This is a genomic window from Anoxybacillus gonensis, from assembly GCF_001187595.1.
Taxonomy (GTDB): Bacteria; Bacillota; Bacilli; order Bacillales; family Anoxybacillaceae; genus Anoxybacillus; species Anoxybacillus gonensis.
This window is the reverse complement of sequence record NZ_CP012152.1, coordinates 2,292,407-2,310,127: the sequence shown is the minus strand read 5'-3', so window position 1 is coordinate 2,310,127 and position 17,721 is coordinate 2,292,407. Positions and strand designations below refer to the sequence as shown.

The window sequence follows — 17,721 nt, the reverse complement described above, 5'->3', positions numbered from 1 at the left end:
GAGGCTTTCGTTAAAAGAAAGGGAGAGATCGATGAAAGAAATGACAGCATTACAGCTAAAACAAATGATACAAGCAGGCGAGCGCGTTCACGTCATCGATGTACGCGAAGATGAAGAAGTCGCCTTTGGAATGATTCCATCAGCGATACATATAAAAATGGGGGATATTCCGGAAAGAATGAACGAGCTAGACAAAAATGAAACGTATATTATTATTTGTCGTTCCGGTGTTCGTAGTGAACATGTGTGTCGTTATTTAGAGGCGCATGGTTACGATGTGTGTAACGTCATTGACGGGATGCTCGGCTGGGATGGTGAACTGGAGTAATTGAAATGTCATGATTGCCCTAGAAACAATAAGATCGCTTGTTTACGATCTTATTGTTTCGCATATATCGCAGCATGCATGCCAGCAAGACGGCCGGTAACGAGCGCTGCAGTAATGTTATAACCACCTGTGTAACCGTGAATATCTAAAATTTCTCCGCAAAAATATAAGCCTTTCATCAGTTTAGATGCCATTTCTTTCGGATGTACTTCTTTGACGGATACTCCACCGCCTGTGACGAACGCTTTTTCAAGCGGCAACGTTCCATGAACAGAAAAAGTGAATGTTTTACATGCCCCAATAAATGTGCGCACTTTGTCGTGACTTAATGTGCTTGCGACCGTTTGTGGATCGATCTTTGTTTGTTCAAGCAAAAATAATATATATCGTTCTGGGAGCGGAATGATTGCTTTGATAATGTTTTTTATCACTTTTTTCGGCTCTTCTTTCATGGTGCGTACGATTTGCTGAAATAACATCTCCTCTTTTTCATCTGGCAACGCATCGATCGTCATGCGCACAGACGATTGTTTTTTTAGCTGTTTCACAACAAATTGGCTACATCGTAATGCCGCTGGGCCTGAAATACCGAAATGTGTAAAAATCATATCCATCCGATGTGTGACGATTGGTTTTCCTTTTTCGTTTAATACGCTTAATGCCACATCGCGCAATGATAGTCCTTGCAACGTTCGATTTTGAATGAATGGTTCATGTGAAATAATAGGCACTTCCGTTGGAAACAGTTCTGTAATCGTATGTCCAGCCTTTTCTGCCCATGCATAACCGTCACCTGTCGAACCGGTATGCGGCACAGATTTTCCTCCGACGGCAACAACGACTGCTTTCGTCCGGATCATCTCCCCTGTTTGTAGCGTTACGCCATACACTGCTCCATCTTTATATTCAATGTCTTTTACAGGGGTATGAACCCGAACGTCGACACGCCATCTTTTCAGCTCACGAAGAAGAGCTTGTACGACAGATTGTGCGCTGTCGCTTACCGGAAACATACGTCCGTGGTCTTCTTCTTTTAACGGAACGCCAAGCCGTTCAAAAAAGCGAATAATATCTTCATTATTAAACATAGAAAAGGCACGATATAAAAAACGACCGTTTCCTGGGATATGTTGAATCAGTTCATCGACTGGTCGTCGATTTGTTACATTGCAACGTCCACCGCCCGAAATCGCTAATTTGCGTCCAAGCTTATCTCCTTTATCAAGAAGAAGAACGCGTCCACCTTGTTCTCCAGCAGCGATGGCTGCCATTAATCCTGACGGTCCCCCACCGATGACTACGACATCATACATCATCACTTTCACGTCCTTTCTGTTATGATTATAATGATTTTATGGAAAAGAAAAAAGTGTGCTAAAATAGGTGGAGCAATGAATCCGTTAAGGAAGGGATAATATGTCATCATCAAAGTTGTTAAGAGGCACATTTATTTTAACGGGAGGCGTGTTTTTATCGCGCATATTAGGTCTTATATACGTCTTCCCATTTTATCAGCTTGTTGGGAAACAAGGGGGAGCGCTTTATTCGTACGGTTACGTTCCGTATACGTTGTTTATTAGTATCGCAACGATGGGAGTGCCGTTAGCGGTATCAAAGTTTGTCTCGAAATACAATGCACTTGGAGAATATGAGATTGGACGAAAATTGTTTCGCTCCGGTATAACGTTAATGGCGATCACAGGGTTCCTCGCTTGGCTCATGTTATATATGAGTGCACCGCTATTAGCACCGTTCGTTGTCAATGATGATGGGCACGGCAACTCGATTGCTGATGTTATTTCCGTCATTCGCGCAGTTAGTTTCGCTTTATTGCTTGTGCCAATGATGAGTTTAATTCGCGGGTTTTTTCAAGGCCATGAATCGATGGGGCCGACAGCGTTGTCGCAAGTCGTTGAACAACTTGTTCGCATCATCTTTTTGCTTGCAGGGAGTTACATCGTTTTGCGCATCTTTGACGGCTCGCTTGTGACGGCTGTTCAAGTGGCGACGTTTGCAGCATTTATCGGTGCCGTTGGTGGACTAGCTGTTCTATTCATGTATTGGTTTAAGCGGAAATCGTTTTTAGATGAATTATTAAAGCAAGATCGGGGCACGATCCATATGTCATTAAAAGAGATGTATAAAGAATTGATTGCTTATGCTGCCCCGTTTGCTTTTGTTGGCTTAGCGATGCCGTTATATCAATTGATTGACCAATTTACGTTTAATAAAGCGATGGCAAGCATCGGGCTCGGTGCTATTTCAGAGGACGCATACGGCATTTTCAACGTATGGGCACAAAAGCTTGTCATTATCCCAGTAACATTAGCGACGTCATTTAGCTTAACGCTCATTCCGACGATTACGAAAGCGTATGTGCAAGGGGAAAGCAAGCAACTGCGAAAATATTTAAATGACACGTTTCAAGTCGTTATGTTTATTACGTTGCCTGCAGTCATTGGCATGGCGCTTTTATCTGAATATGTATATGCCGCTTTTTACAGCTACGATCCGCTTGGGACAGAAGTATTGCGGGCATACGCACCGACCGCTATTTTCTTTGCTTTATTTTCTGTGACGGCAGCCATTTTACAAGGTATTAATAAACAAAAATTTACAGTCATCAGTTTATGTATTGGGTTATTGTTTAAATTATTTTTTAACTACATACTCATTGTTTCGTTTGAAACGGTAGGAGCTATTTTGGCAACGACGATAGGATATGCTTTATCGGTCGGTTTAAACTTATGGATCATTCAACGTTATACAAATTATCGGTATCATTTTGTTGCCAAGCGTGTGTTGTTTATGGGAATTTTAACAACAATAATGTGTGCTGTCGTTTGGCCTGTCGCAAAACTGATGGACCGTTTTCTTCATTACAACGGTAGTATGATCCAATCGGTCATGATTGTCGCCATTGGTGGATTGATCGGAGCAGCTGTTTATTTTTATTTAAGTGAACGTTCGAACTTGTTACATGCGTTATTTGGAAATCGATTTTCATTTTTAAGAAAGAAAGAAAAGAAGGCTGTGTCATAGCCTTCTTCTTTGTATTAAAAGTCACCGCTAAATGGGAATCCGAGTTGACGTTCAACGCGTTGAAGACGTCGATTTAAGTTGTTAATTTGTTGTTGTTGGCGCTCTGTGATGCGCTCGAGGCGATCAACTCGACGTTCAAGAGAGCCGCTTGGAAAATTTGGTGTTCCAGGAAATCCTGGTGTGCCCGGAAATCCGCCAGGGAATCCTGGTGTAAATGGAGAGCCTCCGTAATAAGGCATGCCCGGCATTTGCTGCTGTTGTTGGCGTTCGTCCATTTGGAAAACTCCTTTCGCTTTAATTGTTACGTAGGCAGTATATGTGACAGTTGACATCGGTGTATGGACGAACGCCTAAAAATGAAAAACATTTGGAGGGATTTTTATGTTGCGAATTGATAAACTGTTAGCAAACATGGGATATGGAACGAGAAAAGAAGTGAAAAAATTATTGAAAGCAGGGGTTGTTAAAGTCGATGGGATGACGGTGAAAGATGCAAAAACACACGTCGATCCGAAAGAACAAGTCGTTACAGTATGGGGAGAAGAAGTAGAGTATAAACCGTTTATTTATTTAATGATGAATAAACCGAAAGGAGTCATTTCAGCAACGGAGGATGCTGTGGAAGAAACTGTTGTTGATTTACTAGAAGAGGAAGACCGAATTTTTGATCCATTTCCAGTCGGACGGCTTGATAAAGATACGGAAGGGCTGTTGTTGTTAACGAACGATGGTCAACTTGCTCATCAGCTATTATCCCCAAAAAAGCATGTGCCGAAAACGTATGAAGCAATGATTGACGGGGAAGTGACAGAAGATGATGTTGCAGCATTCCGACGCGGTGTCGTGCTAGACGATGGATACGAAACAAAACCAGCAGAGCTTGTCATTATTCGTTCCGGTTTACGTTCAGATGTGCGTGTCACGATTACAGAAGGGAAGTTTCATCAAATTAAACGAATGTTTCAGGCCGTTGGTAAACGTGTCGTTTACTTAAAACGCATACAAATGGGACCGATTCCGCTCGATGAAACGTTAGAACCGGGAGAGTATCGTGAGTTGACTGATGAAGAAATTGCTTTATTAAAAGGAGAAGACAAAAAATAGGAACCTGCACCGATCAGGTTCCGTCTATATACATTTCATTATGATGACATCTTCACTCTTTTTTTAGTTGTTGTCCATTTACCTTTGCTAGGGCTGTGAATTAAGTCGTTGTATGCTAACACGTTTAAATCCCGCTGAATCGTTCGTGGAGTAATGCCGAATTCGTCCACGAGCTCTTGCGTTGTCACTGTTCCTCTTTCGCTAATGAACATGTAGACGGACTTAATACGGGTTAGCATGCGATCGGTAGATGGTTTCAAATGATCACTCCCTATCGTCACATCATTCGCATGGTACAACAAAGATGAAAAACTAGATGTCTCACTATTTATTTTACACGAAAACATAAGAAAAATGCTATAAATTTGCTGAATTTTACACAATATTAACACAATTAAAACCATATTTTTCTTAAAGAAAGGGGAAAGTGACGATGAACATGAATTGGATGGAAGCAGTAAAAAAGCGTGAGAAGGCATTTTTGCAAGATTTACAAACGTTTTTGCGCATTCCGAGTGTACGAAATGAGCAGACAGCGACACAAGAAGCACCGTTAGGAAAAGAAGTATATGAAGCGCTTTGTTACATGTTAAAACGAGGGGAAGAAGAAGGATTTGCCGTGAAAAATGTTGATGGATTAGCGGGGCATATTGAAATGGGAGACGGCGAAGAGATTGTTGGAGTATTATGTCATGTTGATGTTGTTCCTGCTGGTGACGGTTGGACGTTTGATCCGTTTGGAGCGACGATTGTAGATGGAAAAATTTATGCACGTGGCGCATTAGATGACAAAGGTCCGACAATGGCCGCGTTTTATGCGATGAAAATTGTCAAAGAGCTCGGATTGCCACTTTCTAAGCGCGTGCGCATGATTATTGGAACAGACGAAGAAAGCGATTGGCAATGCGTCGAACGATATTTTCAAACGGAACAAATGCCGACAATTGGATTTGCGCCAGATGCGGATTTCCCAATTATATATGCTGAAAAAGGAATTGCTGATTTTGATCTTATTCAGCAACCGATGAATGAACAAGCGCATGATGATATTCTTCTTTCGTTTCAAGCTGGTCAGCGATACAATATGGTTCCAGATGTTGCGGAAGCTGTATTGCAGTTGACGAATGAAAACGACATGAAAGAGCGTTTTCTTACATTTTTACGTGCGCATGCGCTTGAAGGGGAAGCACATGAAGATGGTGACACACTTACGTTGCGCGTTCGCGGTGTTTCTGCACATGGGATGGAACCAAATCATGGGGTGAATGCAGGCATATGGCTTGCAAAATTTTTAGCAAATGAAACACTAGATGCACAAGCTAATGAATTTGTTCGATTTGTGTCGCAATTTTTTTATGGAGATACGCGCGGAAAGCGATTAGGTGTTGCGCATACAAATGAGGAACTTGGTGATTTAACGATTAACGTCGGTGTTCTTTCGTATACGAACGAACGTGGTGGAAAGATAGGCATCAATTTACGTTATCCAGTCACGAACGATATTGCACGCACAAAAGAAATCATTGAGCAAATAGCTAAACGTCATCAGTTCGTATTAAATAACTTTTCGAACTCCTCACCACATTATGTCGCAAAAGACCACCCGCTCGTTCAAACGTTGCAACGCGTATATGAAGAACAGATGGGGGAACGAGCATCATTGCTTGCGATCGGTGGCGGAACATATGCGCGTTCTTTACAAGCAGGAGTAGCGTTCGGTCCGTTATTTCCAAATCGTCCAGATGTGGCGCATCAAAAAGACGAATATATGTTTATCGATGATTTGCTTAAAGCAACAGCCCTTTACGCCCAAGCGATTTATGAATTAGCAAAATGACAATTTCCAAAAATATGTTATAATGAAAAGTGCCGTCGCTCATGACGGTACTTTTTCGAAAGATAAGAAAGTATAAAATTTCGAATTGATGTCTAGCTCCAAGCGCCATCGGCTCGAGTCGCTCCGCCCCACACTGCGGCGGCGACAGCCTCCTCGGTGGGGCTTGTGCGCTCTTCGCCGATAGGCGGGCGCTTTGCGCTTTTCTTATCATTTTATTTGATATGGGGGATTTTTGTGTATACACGTATTTTTCGAATCTTTTACTTTTTACAGTTTTTTAGTTTTGGATCGCTTTTCCCGTTGTTATCTGTGTATTTAAAAGATGAAGTTGGATTGTCAGGAACAGAAATCGGGATGATTATGTCCATTAGCCCGATTGTTATGATTTTTATTCAACCAATTTGGGGAATGGTAAGCGATTATACACGTCAACCGGTTCAAGTATTAATCGTATCTTTACTAGGAACAGCTTTTTTTGGTTTTATGTATTCGCTCGTTCATTCTTATATGTGGTTGCTTGTTATTGCCGCACTACTTGCCGTTATGCAAAGTGGCATTGTTCCATTATCTGATAGTATTACGCTTCATTACGTACAAAAAGCGAACGAACGGTATGGCTCGATTCGCCTTTGGGGAGCGCTTGGGTTTGCGACTGCTGTCCCGATCGCTGGGCAAATCGCTGAGCTGTTTCATCTTCGCTTCATTTTTTACATTTTCGTTGCTTTACTCATTATTTCGAGTATGCTTGCATGGAAGTTGCCAAAGGAGCAGTCAAGTGCGAAAGTGAACATTCGTGAGGGAATGAAAGAGTTAGTTCGCATTCCACCGTTTCTTTTATTTTTATTGACGACGTTTCTTGTTTTTGGTCCAATTTATGCCAACAATTTTTATTTTGGTATTTTGATTACTGATTTAGGTGGAACGCTTGCAGGAGTCGGGCTTGCCTTTTTATTAGCGGCAGGAAGCGAAGCGCCGTTTATGAAATTTGCTGACGGGGTCGTGCGGAAGTTTGGCATGATGAACGTTTTATTCATTGCCACAGCATTATCTTGCGCTCGTTGGTTATTTTACTTTTTTGAACCACCGTTAATGATCGTGTATGCCACGACAATTGTACAAGGGGCGTCCGTCGGTTTATTTATTCCAGCTGCGCTACAATACGTGCGGGACGTCACTCCTGCACACGTACGTACAACAGCTGTATCGCTTTATGCTACAGTTGGAAACGGGCTCGGGAGCTGGTTTTGTACATTTGTAGGAGGATATATATTAGAACGTTGGACAATTGAGCATGTATATTTATTTTTTGGACTGTTGACGTTTGGTGGCATGGTGATTTTTGCTTGGCAGTCAAAAAAGACGTTGCGAAAACTATATGAATTTTGATAAAATTTAGAAAATTAAAAGGTGGGACAGTAGATGCACTACTTTTTGGCAATCCCTCTACCGAACGAGGTAAAAAAGCGGCTACATGCTTTTATTTCTGAATGGGGAGCGCCATTTCGGTTGTTCGTTCATGAAGCCGATTATCATATAACACTGGCGTTTTTAGGTCGAGCAACTGAAACGGAGCGAAAGCAAATTGTAGAGATGATGCCAGGTGTAGTAAAAAAACATCAGTCATTTTCGTTACAACTGAGCGAAGTGTACTCATTCGGTTCTCGTATTTTATGGTATGGGGTGAAAGAGGAACCGCGTTTGTTTTCTCTTCGTCAAGATGTGTATAACGTGTGCCAACGCATCGGTTTTTCGCTTGATTCACGACCGTTTACACCGCATATTACGTTGGCGAAAAAATGGGGTGGGTCGTTTCCGTTCTCGCTTGACACATATCCGAGAAAAATGGAAGGAGAAGACATTCACTTTTTCGTACATGACGTTGTGTTATACGAAACACATATGGATCAAACGCCGAAATATAAGCCGTTGATGCGTTTTCCTCTTTCATAATTCAATAAGAGGGGGAGAAAAGATGGGGATTACGGTCATTCAAATCGTGGGATTGTATATGTTGTATATGATCGGTTCGTTCATTCAGCAACTGCTACACATTCCAATTCCGGGGAGTATGATTGGCATGTTGCTGTTATTTTTATTATTAATGACCGGAATCGTAAAAGAGAAGTGGGTTTCGCGTGGTGCAAATATGCTTTTATCTCACTTAACGCTTTTATTTATCCCAGCAACAGTTGGGGTAATGGACTATGTGGAGCTTTTTTCAGGAAGGGGAATATGGTCCATTGTCATTGTAATCGTCAGCACAATGATGGTTATGTTGTTTGCTGGTTTTATTGGGCAATGGGCACAAACACGTGAACAGAAGCGAGTGCGTGAGGTGAAAGGGGCATGATTGGCGTTAGTTTGCTCATATGGACGATCGTCGTATATATAGCGATGCGCAAATTGTATGCTCGCTTTTATTTTCCGTTGCTCGTTCCCGTCGCAACAAGCACGGTAGTCATCATTATGACGTTATCGCTTTTTCACTTGTCGTATGACCAATATATGATCGGAGGAAAATGGCTCGTTCATTTGCTTGGTCCAGCTGTTGTTGCGCTCGCTTTGCCGCTTTATCAACATCGGCATACGTTAAAACAGTTTTTATGGCCGCTCTTATGTAGCACATTTTTCGGCACAATCATTGGAATGGGAAGCGGTTTATTGTTCGCGCGTCTTTTTCATTTGCCAGAAAAAATTGTTCGTTCCATCATTCCGAAATCGGTCACATCGCCTGTTGCAATGGATATTGCAAAGTTGATTGACGGTATACCGACGCTTGCTGCTGTATATGTCATGATTGCGGGAATTTTTGGTGCAATGTTTGGTCCGATTCTTTTTCAACGTTTGCACATTACAACATCTTTAGGGATTGGAAGCGGTCTTGGTGCAGCTTCTCACGGTATCGGTACCGCAAAAGCACTTGAAATCGGGAGAAAAGAAGCAGCGATTAGCTCCGTTGCTATGACGTTAAGCGCAATTTTTGCTTCTCTTCTTTGCCCGTTGTTGCTTTTATTGTAGAATGAAAGTAACTATTTATTGCTGGAGGTTACAGTGTGGGACAGCTCATTAAGCTTCAAGACTATATTTCGCGCTACGAACTAGATATTTATCATTACCCGAGCGAGTTCATTCGTTTGAAAAAAAAACAATGGGAACGAATGAAGCAGGCGTGGGAAACGGGTCAACTTGCGGCGAGGGTGGAAACACATTCACAACAATCGTGGAAATGGCTTGAAGAAGAAACGTCGCTTTTTGATAAAGTGAAACAACTATGGAAACGAAAAAAAGTAAAAGACATCGAAGTTGAAGACGAACAACCGAAAGAAGAGGAAGAGTTTTTCGTTTCGATTACGTCCGAGCCGCGAACGCTTGAAGAATTAAAAATATTATTTTTAGAAAAGCTGTTTCAACTACAAATTCGTTGGGCAAGTTCAACATTAACGGAAGAATCTATTATTGATCCGAAATATTATTACGATGTGCAATTGAAATATTTTTTACAACGTTTTCCTGATACATACTTATGTATGTATAAACCTGTATTTTTATTGAAAAAAGCCCCTGTCGAGCTAAATACGATTTTCATTAGTCCGACGACGACATGGTGCATTGCGTTTACAGAAGAACGAAAAAACAACATTGTTGTTGGTTCGGCTGAACGATTTTGGACGGAGATTGTTGATGAGGTGGAACGAAAAATCGTCAATCCGATGATTTCGCTTCATCGAACAGAAAAAGTGGTTCAAACGATTTATAAGCAATTTGCAGTCGATATGCCGATAAAAAAAGTGTTAATTAATCGCGAAGGATATATTGATTATCGTTACGCCCCAAGCGACCTTGAAATCATTGATCGGAGACATTATGAGACATGGTTTATGTCGCTAAGACAATTGACGATGCCGCTAAAACATATGCAGTTAAAGGCCGCACAATCATTGCTGACATATTGTGATGCGCGCTATTATGATCCGCTCGTTGTAGAAGAATTGGAAGAGGCTGATGAGTAACATTCAGCCTCTTTTTACAGCGGATTTGGGCTCGGTTTGCCGATATAATATCCTTGGGCAAACGGAATGCCAATTTCCCGGCAGTAGTCTAATTCTTCTTTTCGTTCAATCCCTTCGGCAAGTACGTGAATGCCGAGTGTATGAGCAATTCGAGTGACTTCTTTTAAGAACGCCTGCTTTTCTTTGTCTTTGTCGCAGTTTTGAATGTAGTGCCGATCGATTTTTACATAATCAGGTTGCAATAACGTAAGCATGTCGAGTGTTGAAAAGCCTGCGCCAACATCATCTAAAGCAACTTTCATGCCTGAGCGTTTATACGTGGCAAACACGTTTTTTAAATGGTCAATATCAACAATTTTCTCAGTCTCCACAACTTCAAATACGAGATCTTCGGGCGCTACGTTATATTGTTCGACGATGGAAAATGTATGACGAAGACAAAATTCAGGATTGTAAATTGTTGATGGTAAAAAGTTAATGAAACTTTTAATCCCCTTTTTTATTTTTGTGCGTGATCGAATCGCTTCTTCACGTGCTCGGCGATCTAAAAACGTATGCAAACCGGTTTGTTGGGCCACGGAAAAAAGCTGGGCAGGTGAATAGCGTTGGGAACGTAATAAACATTCGTAAGCAAAAATGTCTCCGGTGTTTGTATGAATAATCGGTTGTAAATAACTCATTAACGGTTCGTTTGTGATACATTGGACAACATCTGCATGCTTCATTCGCATACTTAATTCATGAAGCGGAACGAATGCTCCCGGCAGATCGGGGTTTGCGCATAACGTCGCTAACGCTTTTTCTTTTGGATGGATCGTTTCTACATATGTTGCTAACTGTTGTAATGAATCATAAGAATAACATAAATACTTTTTTTGTTGTTCTTGCATAATAAGTAAGTAACCAGATGGTAAAAGCGGAAATGGAACGCTGCATGAAATGCATGAATGCATGATTTTCCCCCTTTTTTTATTGAGTTCATTTTACAACAAAAACGATTCATTTAAAAAGTGGAAGTTGGTGACCGGCAATGTCTATAAAACAACACCTGTTTGAAGCGTATTTAGATGAACTGACAGTCATTACAATTTTAATACCGAACGATGTTGTTGACGAACGCGCACCGATATTTTTTTTATGTGATAAGGAGCAAACAGCATACCGTTTAACGATTCGTTCAACAGAAAGACAACACTTATTTACAAAATATGAATGTATCGTCCCTTTTATTGTTGAATTAGGAAAACGATATGTTGTTTATACGGAAGAAGGATGGCAAGCACCTTTACAAGTAGGAGCAGTCATGCGAACAAAAGCGTTCGATGATTTATATGCATATGACGGAAACGATCTCGGTGCCACGTACAAACCGAAAAAAACGACGTTTAAAGTGTGGGCTCCAACTGCCACAAACGTGTTATTAAAACTTATTCATCCAACGACGAAAGAAGAAACGACTTATGAGATGGTACGAGAACAAAAAGGGGTATGGACGTATACGATTTACGAAAATATTGAACGGTTTTTTTATACGTATATGACGTATGTGAATTTTGTTTGGCGTGAAGCGGTTGACCCTTATGCAAAAGCTGTTTCCGTAAACGGCACATATGGTGTTGTTGTCGACTTGACGAAAACAAATATCCCGAAACCAACGATGCCTCCGTTTATTTCTATGACAGACGCGATCATTTATGAAATGCACGTGCGCGATTTTACGATTCATCCTAAAAGTGGTGTGAAACATAAAGGAAAATATCTCGGTTTAACGGAGCGAAATACATTCGGACCGAACGAAACGGTCACAGGTCTTTCGTACGTGAAACAGCTCGGTGTAACACATGTTCAGCTCATGCCTATACAAGATTTTGAAGGAGTGAATGAGCTTCAGCCGCTTCAAATGTATAATTGGGGATATAACACTGTTCACTACAACGTTCCAGAAGGAAGTTATGCAACGGATCCAACCGATCCATACGCGCGCATCATTGAGTTAAAACAGGCGATTCGTGCGTTTCAAAAAGAAGGTATTCGCGTCATTTTAGACGTTGTATATAATCACGTATATATTCGAGAAACATCGTCTTTTGAACATCTTGTTCCTGGTTATTATTTTCGATACGGACCAACCGGTTATCCGTCAAATGGGACGGGAGTTGGAAATGATTTAGCATCTGAACGGAAAATGGTGCGGAAATTTATTATTGATTCCGTCATGCATTGGCTAAACGAATATGGCGTCGATGGGTTTCGTTTTGACTTAATGGGCATTTTAGATATAGATACGATGAATGACGTTCGGCGAGCGATTGATGCAATAGATCCGACAGTCATTGTTCTCGGAGAAGGGTGGGAGCTAGCCACTCCGTTACCTCGTGAAAAAAAGACGATGATTGCTAACGCAAAACATACGCCGCGCATCGCTTATTTTAATGATCGATTTCGCGACTATGTAAAAGGAAGCACGTTTCAAGTTGACGATCGGGGGTTTGCATTAGGGGATTGCTCATATAAAGAAGCAGTAATGGAAGCAATTCGCGGAAGTATTCATCTTTTCTTTTCACCAAGGCAAAGTGTGAATTATGTAGAATGTCACGATAACCATACGTTATGGGATAAAATGATGATTGCGAATGCACATGAGAGCGAATATATTCGACGGAAACGTCAAAAGCTAGCGACAGCGATCGTTTTACTATCTCAAGGTATCCCGTTTTTGCATAGCGGTCAAGAGTTTTATCGAACAAAACGAGGGATGGAAAATAGCTATAACGCCCCTGACGAAATAAATCAAATCGATTGGGAACGGAAAAATAAATGGGAAGAAGACGTGCGGGAAGTGATGCTTCTTATTGCGCTTCGTAAAAGACACGGCGCGTTTCGCTTTTTGACTGCCGATCAAGTTCGTCGTCATATGAAGTTTTACGATACACATCCATCTGTTATTGCTTACCAGCTTGTTGATGTTGGGCTGTACGGTCCATGGCAGCAAATTGTTGTTGTCCATCATAATGAAGAGAAAAGGACGATCCTTCCTCTTTCTGACGGGGAATGGAAAGTCGTTTTTAGTTCCAATCAAGAAGAAATAGGAAAACGATATGAACAGTTTATTGAAATAAATGGAATTGGCACGTGGGTATTGATTTAATGTTGACGTGGAAACGATCAGAAAGATAAAATCTAGTAAGATGACAATCGCTATTTTTATTTTGACTAAGTCGAAAGGTGAGCTCACTTGGAACAGTTACTAGGTAAGGAGTGGGAAATTTCCCCGGCAGGTGGTGCAACAGGGGATGCATATATTGCGGAGCATGATGGGAAGAAGTTGTTTTTAAAGCGCAACTCTTCTCCATTTTTAGCTGTTTTGTCGGCAGAAGGAATCGTTCCAAAATTAGTATGGACGAAACGAATGGAAAACGGGGATGTCATTACAGCCCAGCAGTTTTTACAAGCGCGCGAATTAAAGCCGCACGATATGACTAGCAAACAAGTTGCCCAACTGCTTCGAAAAATTCATCGCTCAAAAGAATTGTTGGCGATGATGGAACGGCTCGGTAAAAAACCTTTATTGCCGAATCGTTTGCTAGAAGAAGTGAAAAAAAACGGACGTGTTATAAAAGAAAATGATGTTGTGCAAGATGCTATCATGTTTTTAGAGAAACATGTACATGATGTGTATCATGAAGATTATGTCGTTTGTCATTGTGATATGAATCATAACAATTGGTTGTTAACAGAAGATAACCAGCTTTATTTAATTGATTGGGATAGCGCCATGATTGCTGATCCAGCAATTGATATCGGGATGTTGTTGTATGCTTACATTCCACGAGAACAATGGGACAGCTGGTTAGAGCAATACGGTTTACCGTTTAATGAGCAGTTGCTGCTGCGCATGAAATGGTATACGGTGGCTCAAACGATAATGTTGCTTGCATGGCATAAAGGGCGGAATAACGAAAAGGAAATGCAACGATTGTTGCATTTCCTCGAGCATGTGTTACGTTAATTGATCCATCCATTCAGCGAGCTGTTGTTCATGTTGATCGATGTGTGAAGAAAGATCAGTTGCGTTTTTTCCGCTTTGACTGTACGTGTAAATATGAGATAACGTTTGTTTTAGTTCAGAATGGACAGCATCGTTTGCGATTAACGATTTGGCGAGCCGTTCAATTTGTTCACATTCGGCTACTGTCCCTGAACGATCAAGTTGATGCTCTGATAAAATGTCTTTTAACACAGTTAATTGATGCTCATGATTAATGGCCATGTTCATCCCCCTATTCGTTTTATAATATGGCCATTTTTATCTTTTTATATGCAAAGAAACGGAGGATGAGACGTGCGTTTACGGAATAAGCCTTGGGCAAAAGAAAAAATTGCATCATATCCACAATATATTATTCCGCAACCGGAACAATATAAAGGTCGTTGGCATGAATTGTTTGCAAACGACAATCCTATTCATATAGAAATTGGGACAGGAAAAGGTCGTTTTATTACGGAAATGGCAAAAATGCATCCGCATATTAACTATATCGGTATTGAGTTATATGAAAGCGTCATTGTATGTGCACTAGATAAGCTGATTGAGAACGATTTGCCAAATTTACGTTTATTGAATGTGAATGCGAAAGAATTAACGAACATTTTTGCAAAGGGAGAAGTCGAGCGCATTTATTTGAATTTCTCTGATCCGTGGCCAAAAAAGCGACATGAAAAACGACGGTTAACATATCGTTCATTTTTAGAGTTGTATGAGAACATTTTAGTCGATGAAGGGGAAATTCATTTTAAAACCGATAACCGAGGATTGTTTGAATATTCCCTTGTCAGCTTTTCACAATACGGTTTAGTTCTTCAATATGTTAGCCTCGATCTTCATCGAAGCGATGTGGAAGGAAACGTCATGACAGAGTATGAACAAAAGTTTTCTGAAAAAGGAAATCCAATTTATCGCTGTGAAGTAAAATATCGAAAACCTATGTCGTAATTGGACATAGGTTTTTTCCTTTTCTGAATATTTTTATAATGGTAAAATAGAGCATGAGAGGGGGAGAGAAGATGGAGAAATTAACGATCGGTCAAATAACGATGACGTGGTTGAATGGAGGAATTACACATTTAGATGGGGGAGCGATGTTTGGTGTCGTGCCAAAACCGCTTTGGATGAAAAAATATCCATGCAACGACCAAAATCAAATTCCGCTTCGCACGGATCCGATTTTATTGCAAGTGGATGGGAAAAACATACTCATTGAATCAGGCATTGGAAAAGGAAAATTGAATGAGAAGCAAAAACGAAATTTTGGTGTTACGGAAGAGTCTGACTTAGAAAAGCAGTTGGCGCTTCTTTCTTTAACTACTGAAGACATCGATCTTGTATTAATGACGCATTTGCACTTCGATCATGCGAGCGGGTTAACAAAATGGGAAGAAAATAAGCTCGTTCCAACGTTTCCGCGTGCGCGCATTATTACATCGGCAGTGGAATGGGCGGAGATGAAAGAGCCGAATATTCGTTCGCGCAATACGTACTGGAAAGAAAACTGGGAAGCCATTGTAGAGCAAGTTGATACGTTTGCTGAGCAGTTAGAAGTCGTTCCTGGTGTGACGATGATTCATACAGGCGGTCATAGCGATGGACATGCCATTATTATTATTACATCTGAAGGAGAAACGGCTGTTCATCTCGGTGATTTAATGCCGACACATGCACATCAAAATCCGCTTTGGGTGATGGCATACGATGATTACCCGATGACGTCCATTTTCGCTAAACAAAAATGGCTCGCCTATGGAATGGAAAACGATGCATGGTTTACGTTTTATCACGATGCGTATTATCGCGCTGTCCGTTGGAATGATGAGTTTCAAATCATTGAATCGATTAAACGTCAATAAAAACCCAAGCGGCTTGCTTGGGTTTTACAATTTTCGTGCTTCAATAATTGTTCCTGTTTTTGCATCAATGAGACACTCATATGCGCCAGTTGGACGCGTAATGCCACCTCGATAGACGTTGTAGCGTAGCCCATTTTTTTCAATTGTTTCAACGGTCGTTTGGATCCACGATCCTGTAATGTCACCCGTTTGTTGAAAGGCGTCTTTCGCCTTTTGGAGCGCTTGTTCAGATGAAATAAAACGTTGATGTTGCCACTCATTCCATATGTATGCTGCTGTTGCACCGACAACGATCCCAGTAAGAAACGTTTTGACGCGCATAATCCATTCCTCCACTTTTTCTTTTAGTATACCGAATTGTTCGAGTGGAAACTACATGTAAAATTCGCTACAATGACAAATAGCGAGCAAAGAAAGGGGAAAAAACGATGGATTTGCAGTTGTTTCAAACGTTAACCGAATTGCCGGGGGCACCGGGGAATGAACATGCGGTGCGTGCTTTTATGCGTGAACAGTTAAAAAAATATGCTGATGATATTGTGCAAGATCGGCTTGGGAGCATTTTTGGAGTGAAGCGCGGAACAAAAGATGGTCCAGTCGTGATGGTTGCAGGGCATATGGATGAAGTAGGTTTTATGGTGACCGCCATTACAGAACAAGGAATGATTCGTTTTCAGCCACTTGGCGGTTGGTGGAATCAAGTATTGTTAGCTCAACGTGTACAAATTATAACAGATCGCGGTCCCATTGTTGGTGTAATCGGCTCGATTCCTCCTCATTTGCTTGACGAAGAGCAGCGAAAAAAGCCAATGGATATAAACAATATGCTCATTGATGTTGGAGCAGATGATCGGAATGATGCAGAGCGCATGGGCATTCGCCCGGGGCAACAAATTGTGCCTATTTGTCCGTTTACACCGATGGCAAACGAGAAAAAAATTATGGCGAAAGCATGGGACAATCGTTACGGCTGTGGTTTAGCCATTGAATTGTTAAAAGAGTTAAAAGACGAAACGATACCGAATGTATTATATTCTGGAGCGACAGTTCAAGAAGAAGTTGGGCTTCGTGGGGCGCAAACGGCAGCCACGATGATTAAACCAGATATCTTCTTTGCGCTAGATGCTAGCCCAGCGAACGATATGACAGGAGACGAAAAAGAGTTTGGGCATCTTGGCAAAGGTGCGCTCGTGCGCATTTATGATCGTACAATGATTATGCATCGCGGCATGCGTGAATTTATTTTAGACATCGCAGAAACGAACAACATTCCATACCAATACTTTATTTCACCAGGTGGTGGAACAGATGCAGGAAGAGTACATATCGCGAATAGCGGTGTCCCTTCAGCTGTGATTGGCATTTGTGCACGCTATATTCATACACATGCTTCCATCATTCATGTGGATGACTATGAAGCGGCAAAACAGTTATTAGTCGCTCTTGTGAAACGATGTGACCGTGCGACAGTAGACGCTATTCGTCATAACGCTTAA

Annotated in this window: 20 protein-coding genes; 14 read left to right on the top strand and 6 right to left on the bottom strand. The window is 41.3% G+C overall.

The window, feature by feature from the left end; all coding sequences use genetic code 11:
• Nucleotides 1–31: 31 nt before the first annotated feature.
• A complete protein-coding gene (locus AFK25_RS12020; RefSeq protein ID WP_026011483.1) occupies nucleotides 32–328 on the top strand; it encodes a rhodanese-like domain-containing protein in 297 nt (98 codons plus the stop codon).
• A gap of 50 nt (nucleotides 329–378) precedes the next feature.
• Here AFK25_RS12020 and AFK25_RS12015 read toward each other — a convergent pair whose 3' ends face one another.
• Nucleotides 379–1,644 (bottom strand): BaiN/RdsA family NAD(P)/FAD-dependent oxidoreductase, encoded by a 1,266-nt coding sequence (locus tag AFK25_RS12015; RefSeq protein WP_035065289.1) that lies wholly within the window; start codon nucleotides 1,642–1,644, stop codon nucleotides 379–381.
• A gap of 100 nt (nucleotides 1,645–1,744) precedes the next feature.
• Between AFK25_RS12015 and AFK25_RS12010 the strand changes: the two genes are divergently transcribed.
• Nucleotides 1,745–3,370, top strand: a complete 1,626-nt coding sequence (locus AFK25_RS12010; RefSeq protein WP_035065292.1) for a putative polysaccharide biosynthesis protein — start codon at nucleotides 1,745–1,747, stop codon at nucleotides 3,368–3,370.
• A gap of 14 nt (nucleotides 3,371–3,384) precedes the next feature.
• Here AFK25_RS12010 and AFK25_RS12005 read toward each other — a convergent pair whose 3' ends face one another.
• The gene (locus AFK25_RS12005; RefSeq protein ID WP_009361591.1) at nucleotides 3,385–3,645 is read right to left on the bottom strand and encodes a hypothetical protein; all 261 of its coding nucleotides are present in this window, start codon (nucleotides 3,643–3,645) and stop codon (nucleotides 3,385–3,387) included.
• Nucleotides 3,646–3,751: 106 nt separating this feature from the next.
• Between AFK25_RS12005 and AFK25_RS12000 the strand changes: the two genes are divergently transcribed.
• Complete coding sequence (locus tag AFK25_RS12000; protein WP_009361590.1) at nucleotides 3,752–4,474, top strand: pseudouridine synthase; 723 nt, start codon at nucleotides 3,752–3,754, stop codon at nucleotides 4,472–4,474.
• A gap of 38 nt (nucleotides 4,475–4,512) precedes the next feature.
• Here the strand turns inward: AFK25_RS12000 and AFK25_RS11995 are convergent, their stop codons facing one another.
• A complete protein-coding gene (locus AFK25_RS11995) occupies nucleotides 4,513–4,734 on the bottom strand; it encodes a DeoR family transcriptional regulator (protein WP_003398403.1) in 222 nt (73 codons plus the stop codon).
• Between the two features lie 173 nt (nucleotides 4,735–4,907).
• Between AFK25_RS11995 and pepV the strand changes: the two genes are divergently transcribed.
• The 6 genes from pepV to AFK25_RS11965 all read left to right on the top strand — a co-directional run bounded on the left by pepV (nucleotide 4,908) and on the right by AFK25_RS11965 (nucleotide 10,321).
• Complete coding sequence (gene pepV, locus AFK25_RS11990) at nucleotides 4,908–6,311, top strand: dipeptidase PepV (RefSeq protein ID WP_035065295.1); 1,404 nt, start codon at nucleotides 4,908–4,910, stop codon at nucleotides 6,309–6,311.
• Between the two features lie 234 nt (nucleotides 6,312–6,545).
• Entirely contained in the window at nucleotides 6,546–7,697 is a 1,152-nt protein-coding gene (locus AFK25_RS11985) for an MFS transporter (RefSeq protein ID WP_009361588.1), read from the top strand.
• A gap of 33 nt (nucleotides 7,698–7,730) precedes the next feature.
• Nucleotides 7,731–8,261 carry an RNA 2',3'-cyclic phosphodiesterase gene (thpR, locus tag AFK25_RS11980; protein ID WP_035065298.1) on the top strand — a complete coding sequence of 177 codons (531 nt, stop codon included), beginning with the start codon at nucleotides 7,731–7,733 and terminating at the stop codon, nucleotides 8,259–8,261.
• Nucleotides 8,262–8,283: 22 nt separating this feature from the next.
• Nucleotides 8,284–8,661 (top strand): CidA/LrgA family protein, encoded by a 378-nt coding sequence (locus AFK25_RS11975; RefSeq protein ID WP_035065300.1) that lies wholly within the window; start codon nucleotides 8,284–8,286, stop codon nucleotides 8,659–8,661.
• Nucleotides 8,658–9,329, top strand: coding sequence for an LrgB family protein (locus AFK25_RS11970; protein WP_035065303.1), 672 nt, complete (start codon nucleotides 8,658–8,660; stop codon nucleotides 9,327–9,329). Before AFK25_RS11975 ends, AFK25_RS11970 begins: the two co-directional genes overlap by 4 nt.
• 35 nt (nucleotides 9,330–9,364) lie before the next feature.
• Complete coding sequence (locus AFK25_RS11965; protein WP_009361584.1) at nucleotides 9,365–10,321, top strand: hypothetical protein; 957 nt, start codon at nucleotides 9,365–9,367, stop codon at nucleotides 10,319–10,321.
• Between the two features lie 14 nt (nucleotides 10,322–10,335).
• On the opposite strand, the gene AFK25_RS11960 is transcribed toward AFK25_RS11965, so the two are convergent.
• The gene (locus AFK25_RS11960; protein WP_019416643.1) at nucleotides 10,336–11,274 is read right to left on the bottom strand and encodes an EAL domain-containing protein; all 939 of its coding nucleotides are present in this window, start codon (nucleotides 11,272–11,274) and stop codon (nucleotides 10,336–10,338) included.
• A gap of 77 nt (nucleotides 11,275–11,351) precedes the next feature.
• Here AFK25_RS11960 and pulA point away from each other — a divergent pair, with 77 nt between their 5' ends.
• A complete protein-coding gene (pulA, locus tag AFK25_RS11955) occupies nucleotides 11,352–13,469 on the top strand; it encodes a type I pullulanase (RefSeq protein ID WP_035065305.1) in 2,118 nt (705 codons plus the stop codon).
• A gap of 87 nt (nucleotides 13,470–13,556) precedes the next feature.
• Nucleotides 13,557–14,330 (top strand): phosphotransferase family protein, encoded by a 774-nt coding sequence (locus AFK25_RS11950; protein WP_009361581.1) that lies wholly within the window; start codon nucleotides 13,557–13,559, stop codon nucleotides 14,328–14,330.
• Here AFK25_RS11950 and AFK25_RS11945 read toward each other — a convergent pair.
• Entirely contained in the window at nucleotides 14,322–14,591 is a 270-nt protein-coding gene (locus AFK25_RS11945; RefSeq protein WP_009361580.1) for a YtzH-like family protein, read from the bottom strand. The genes AFK25_RS11950 and AFK25_RS11945 overlap by 9 nt on opposite strands.
• 72 nt (nucleotides 14,592–14,663) lie before the next feature.
• Here AFK25_RS11945 and trmB point away from each other — a divergent pair, with 72 nt between their 5' ends.
• Together trmB and AFK25_RS11935 are read left to right on the top strand one after the other, a co-directional pair.
• Complete coding sequence (trmB, locus tag AFK25_RS11940) at nucleotides 14,664–15,314, top strand: tRNA (guanosine(46)-N7)-methyltransferase TrmB (protein ID WP_009361579.1); 651 nt, start codon at nucleotides 14,664–14,666, stop codon at nucleotides 15,312–15,314.
• A 71-nt stretch (nucleotides 15,315–15,385) separates the two neighbouring features.
• Nucleotides 15,386–16,225, top strand: a complete 840-nt coding sequence (locus tag AFK25_RS11935; RefSeq protein WP_009361578.1) for a YtnP family quorum-quenching lactonase — start codon at nucleotides 15,386–15,388, stop codon at nucleotides 16,223–16,225.
• A 24-nt stretch (nucleotides 16,226–16,249) separates the two neighbouring features.
• Here the strand turns inward: AFK25_RS11935 and AFK25_RS11930 are convergent, their stop codons facing one another.
• Nucleotides 16,250–16,546 carry a PepSY domain-containing protein gene (locus AFK25_RS11930; RefSeq protein ID WP_009361577.1) on the bottom strand — a complete coding sequence of 99 codons (297 nt, stop codon included), beginning with the start codon at nucleotides 16,544–16,546 and terminating at the stop codon, nucleotides 16,250–16,252.
• Between the two features lie 107 nt (nucleotides 16,547–16,653).
• On the opposite strand from AFK25_RS11930, the gene AFK25_RS11925 reads away from it, so the two are divergent.
• The gene (locus tag AFK25_RS11925) at nucleotides 16,654–17,721 is read left to right on the top strand and encodes a M42 family metallopeptidase (protein WP_019416646.1); all 1,068 of its coding nucleotides are present in this window, start codon (nucleotides 16,654–16,656) and stop codon (nucleotides 17,719–17,721) included.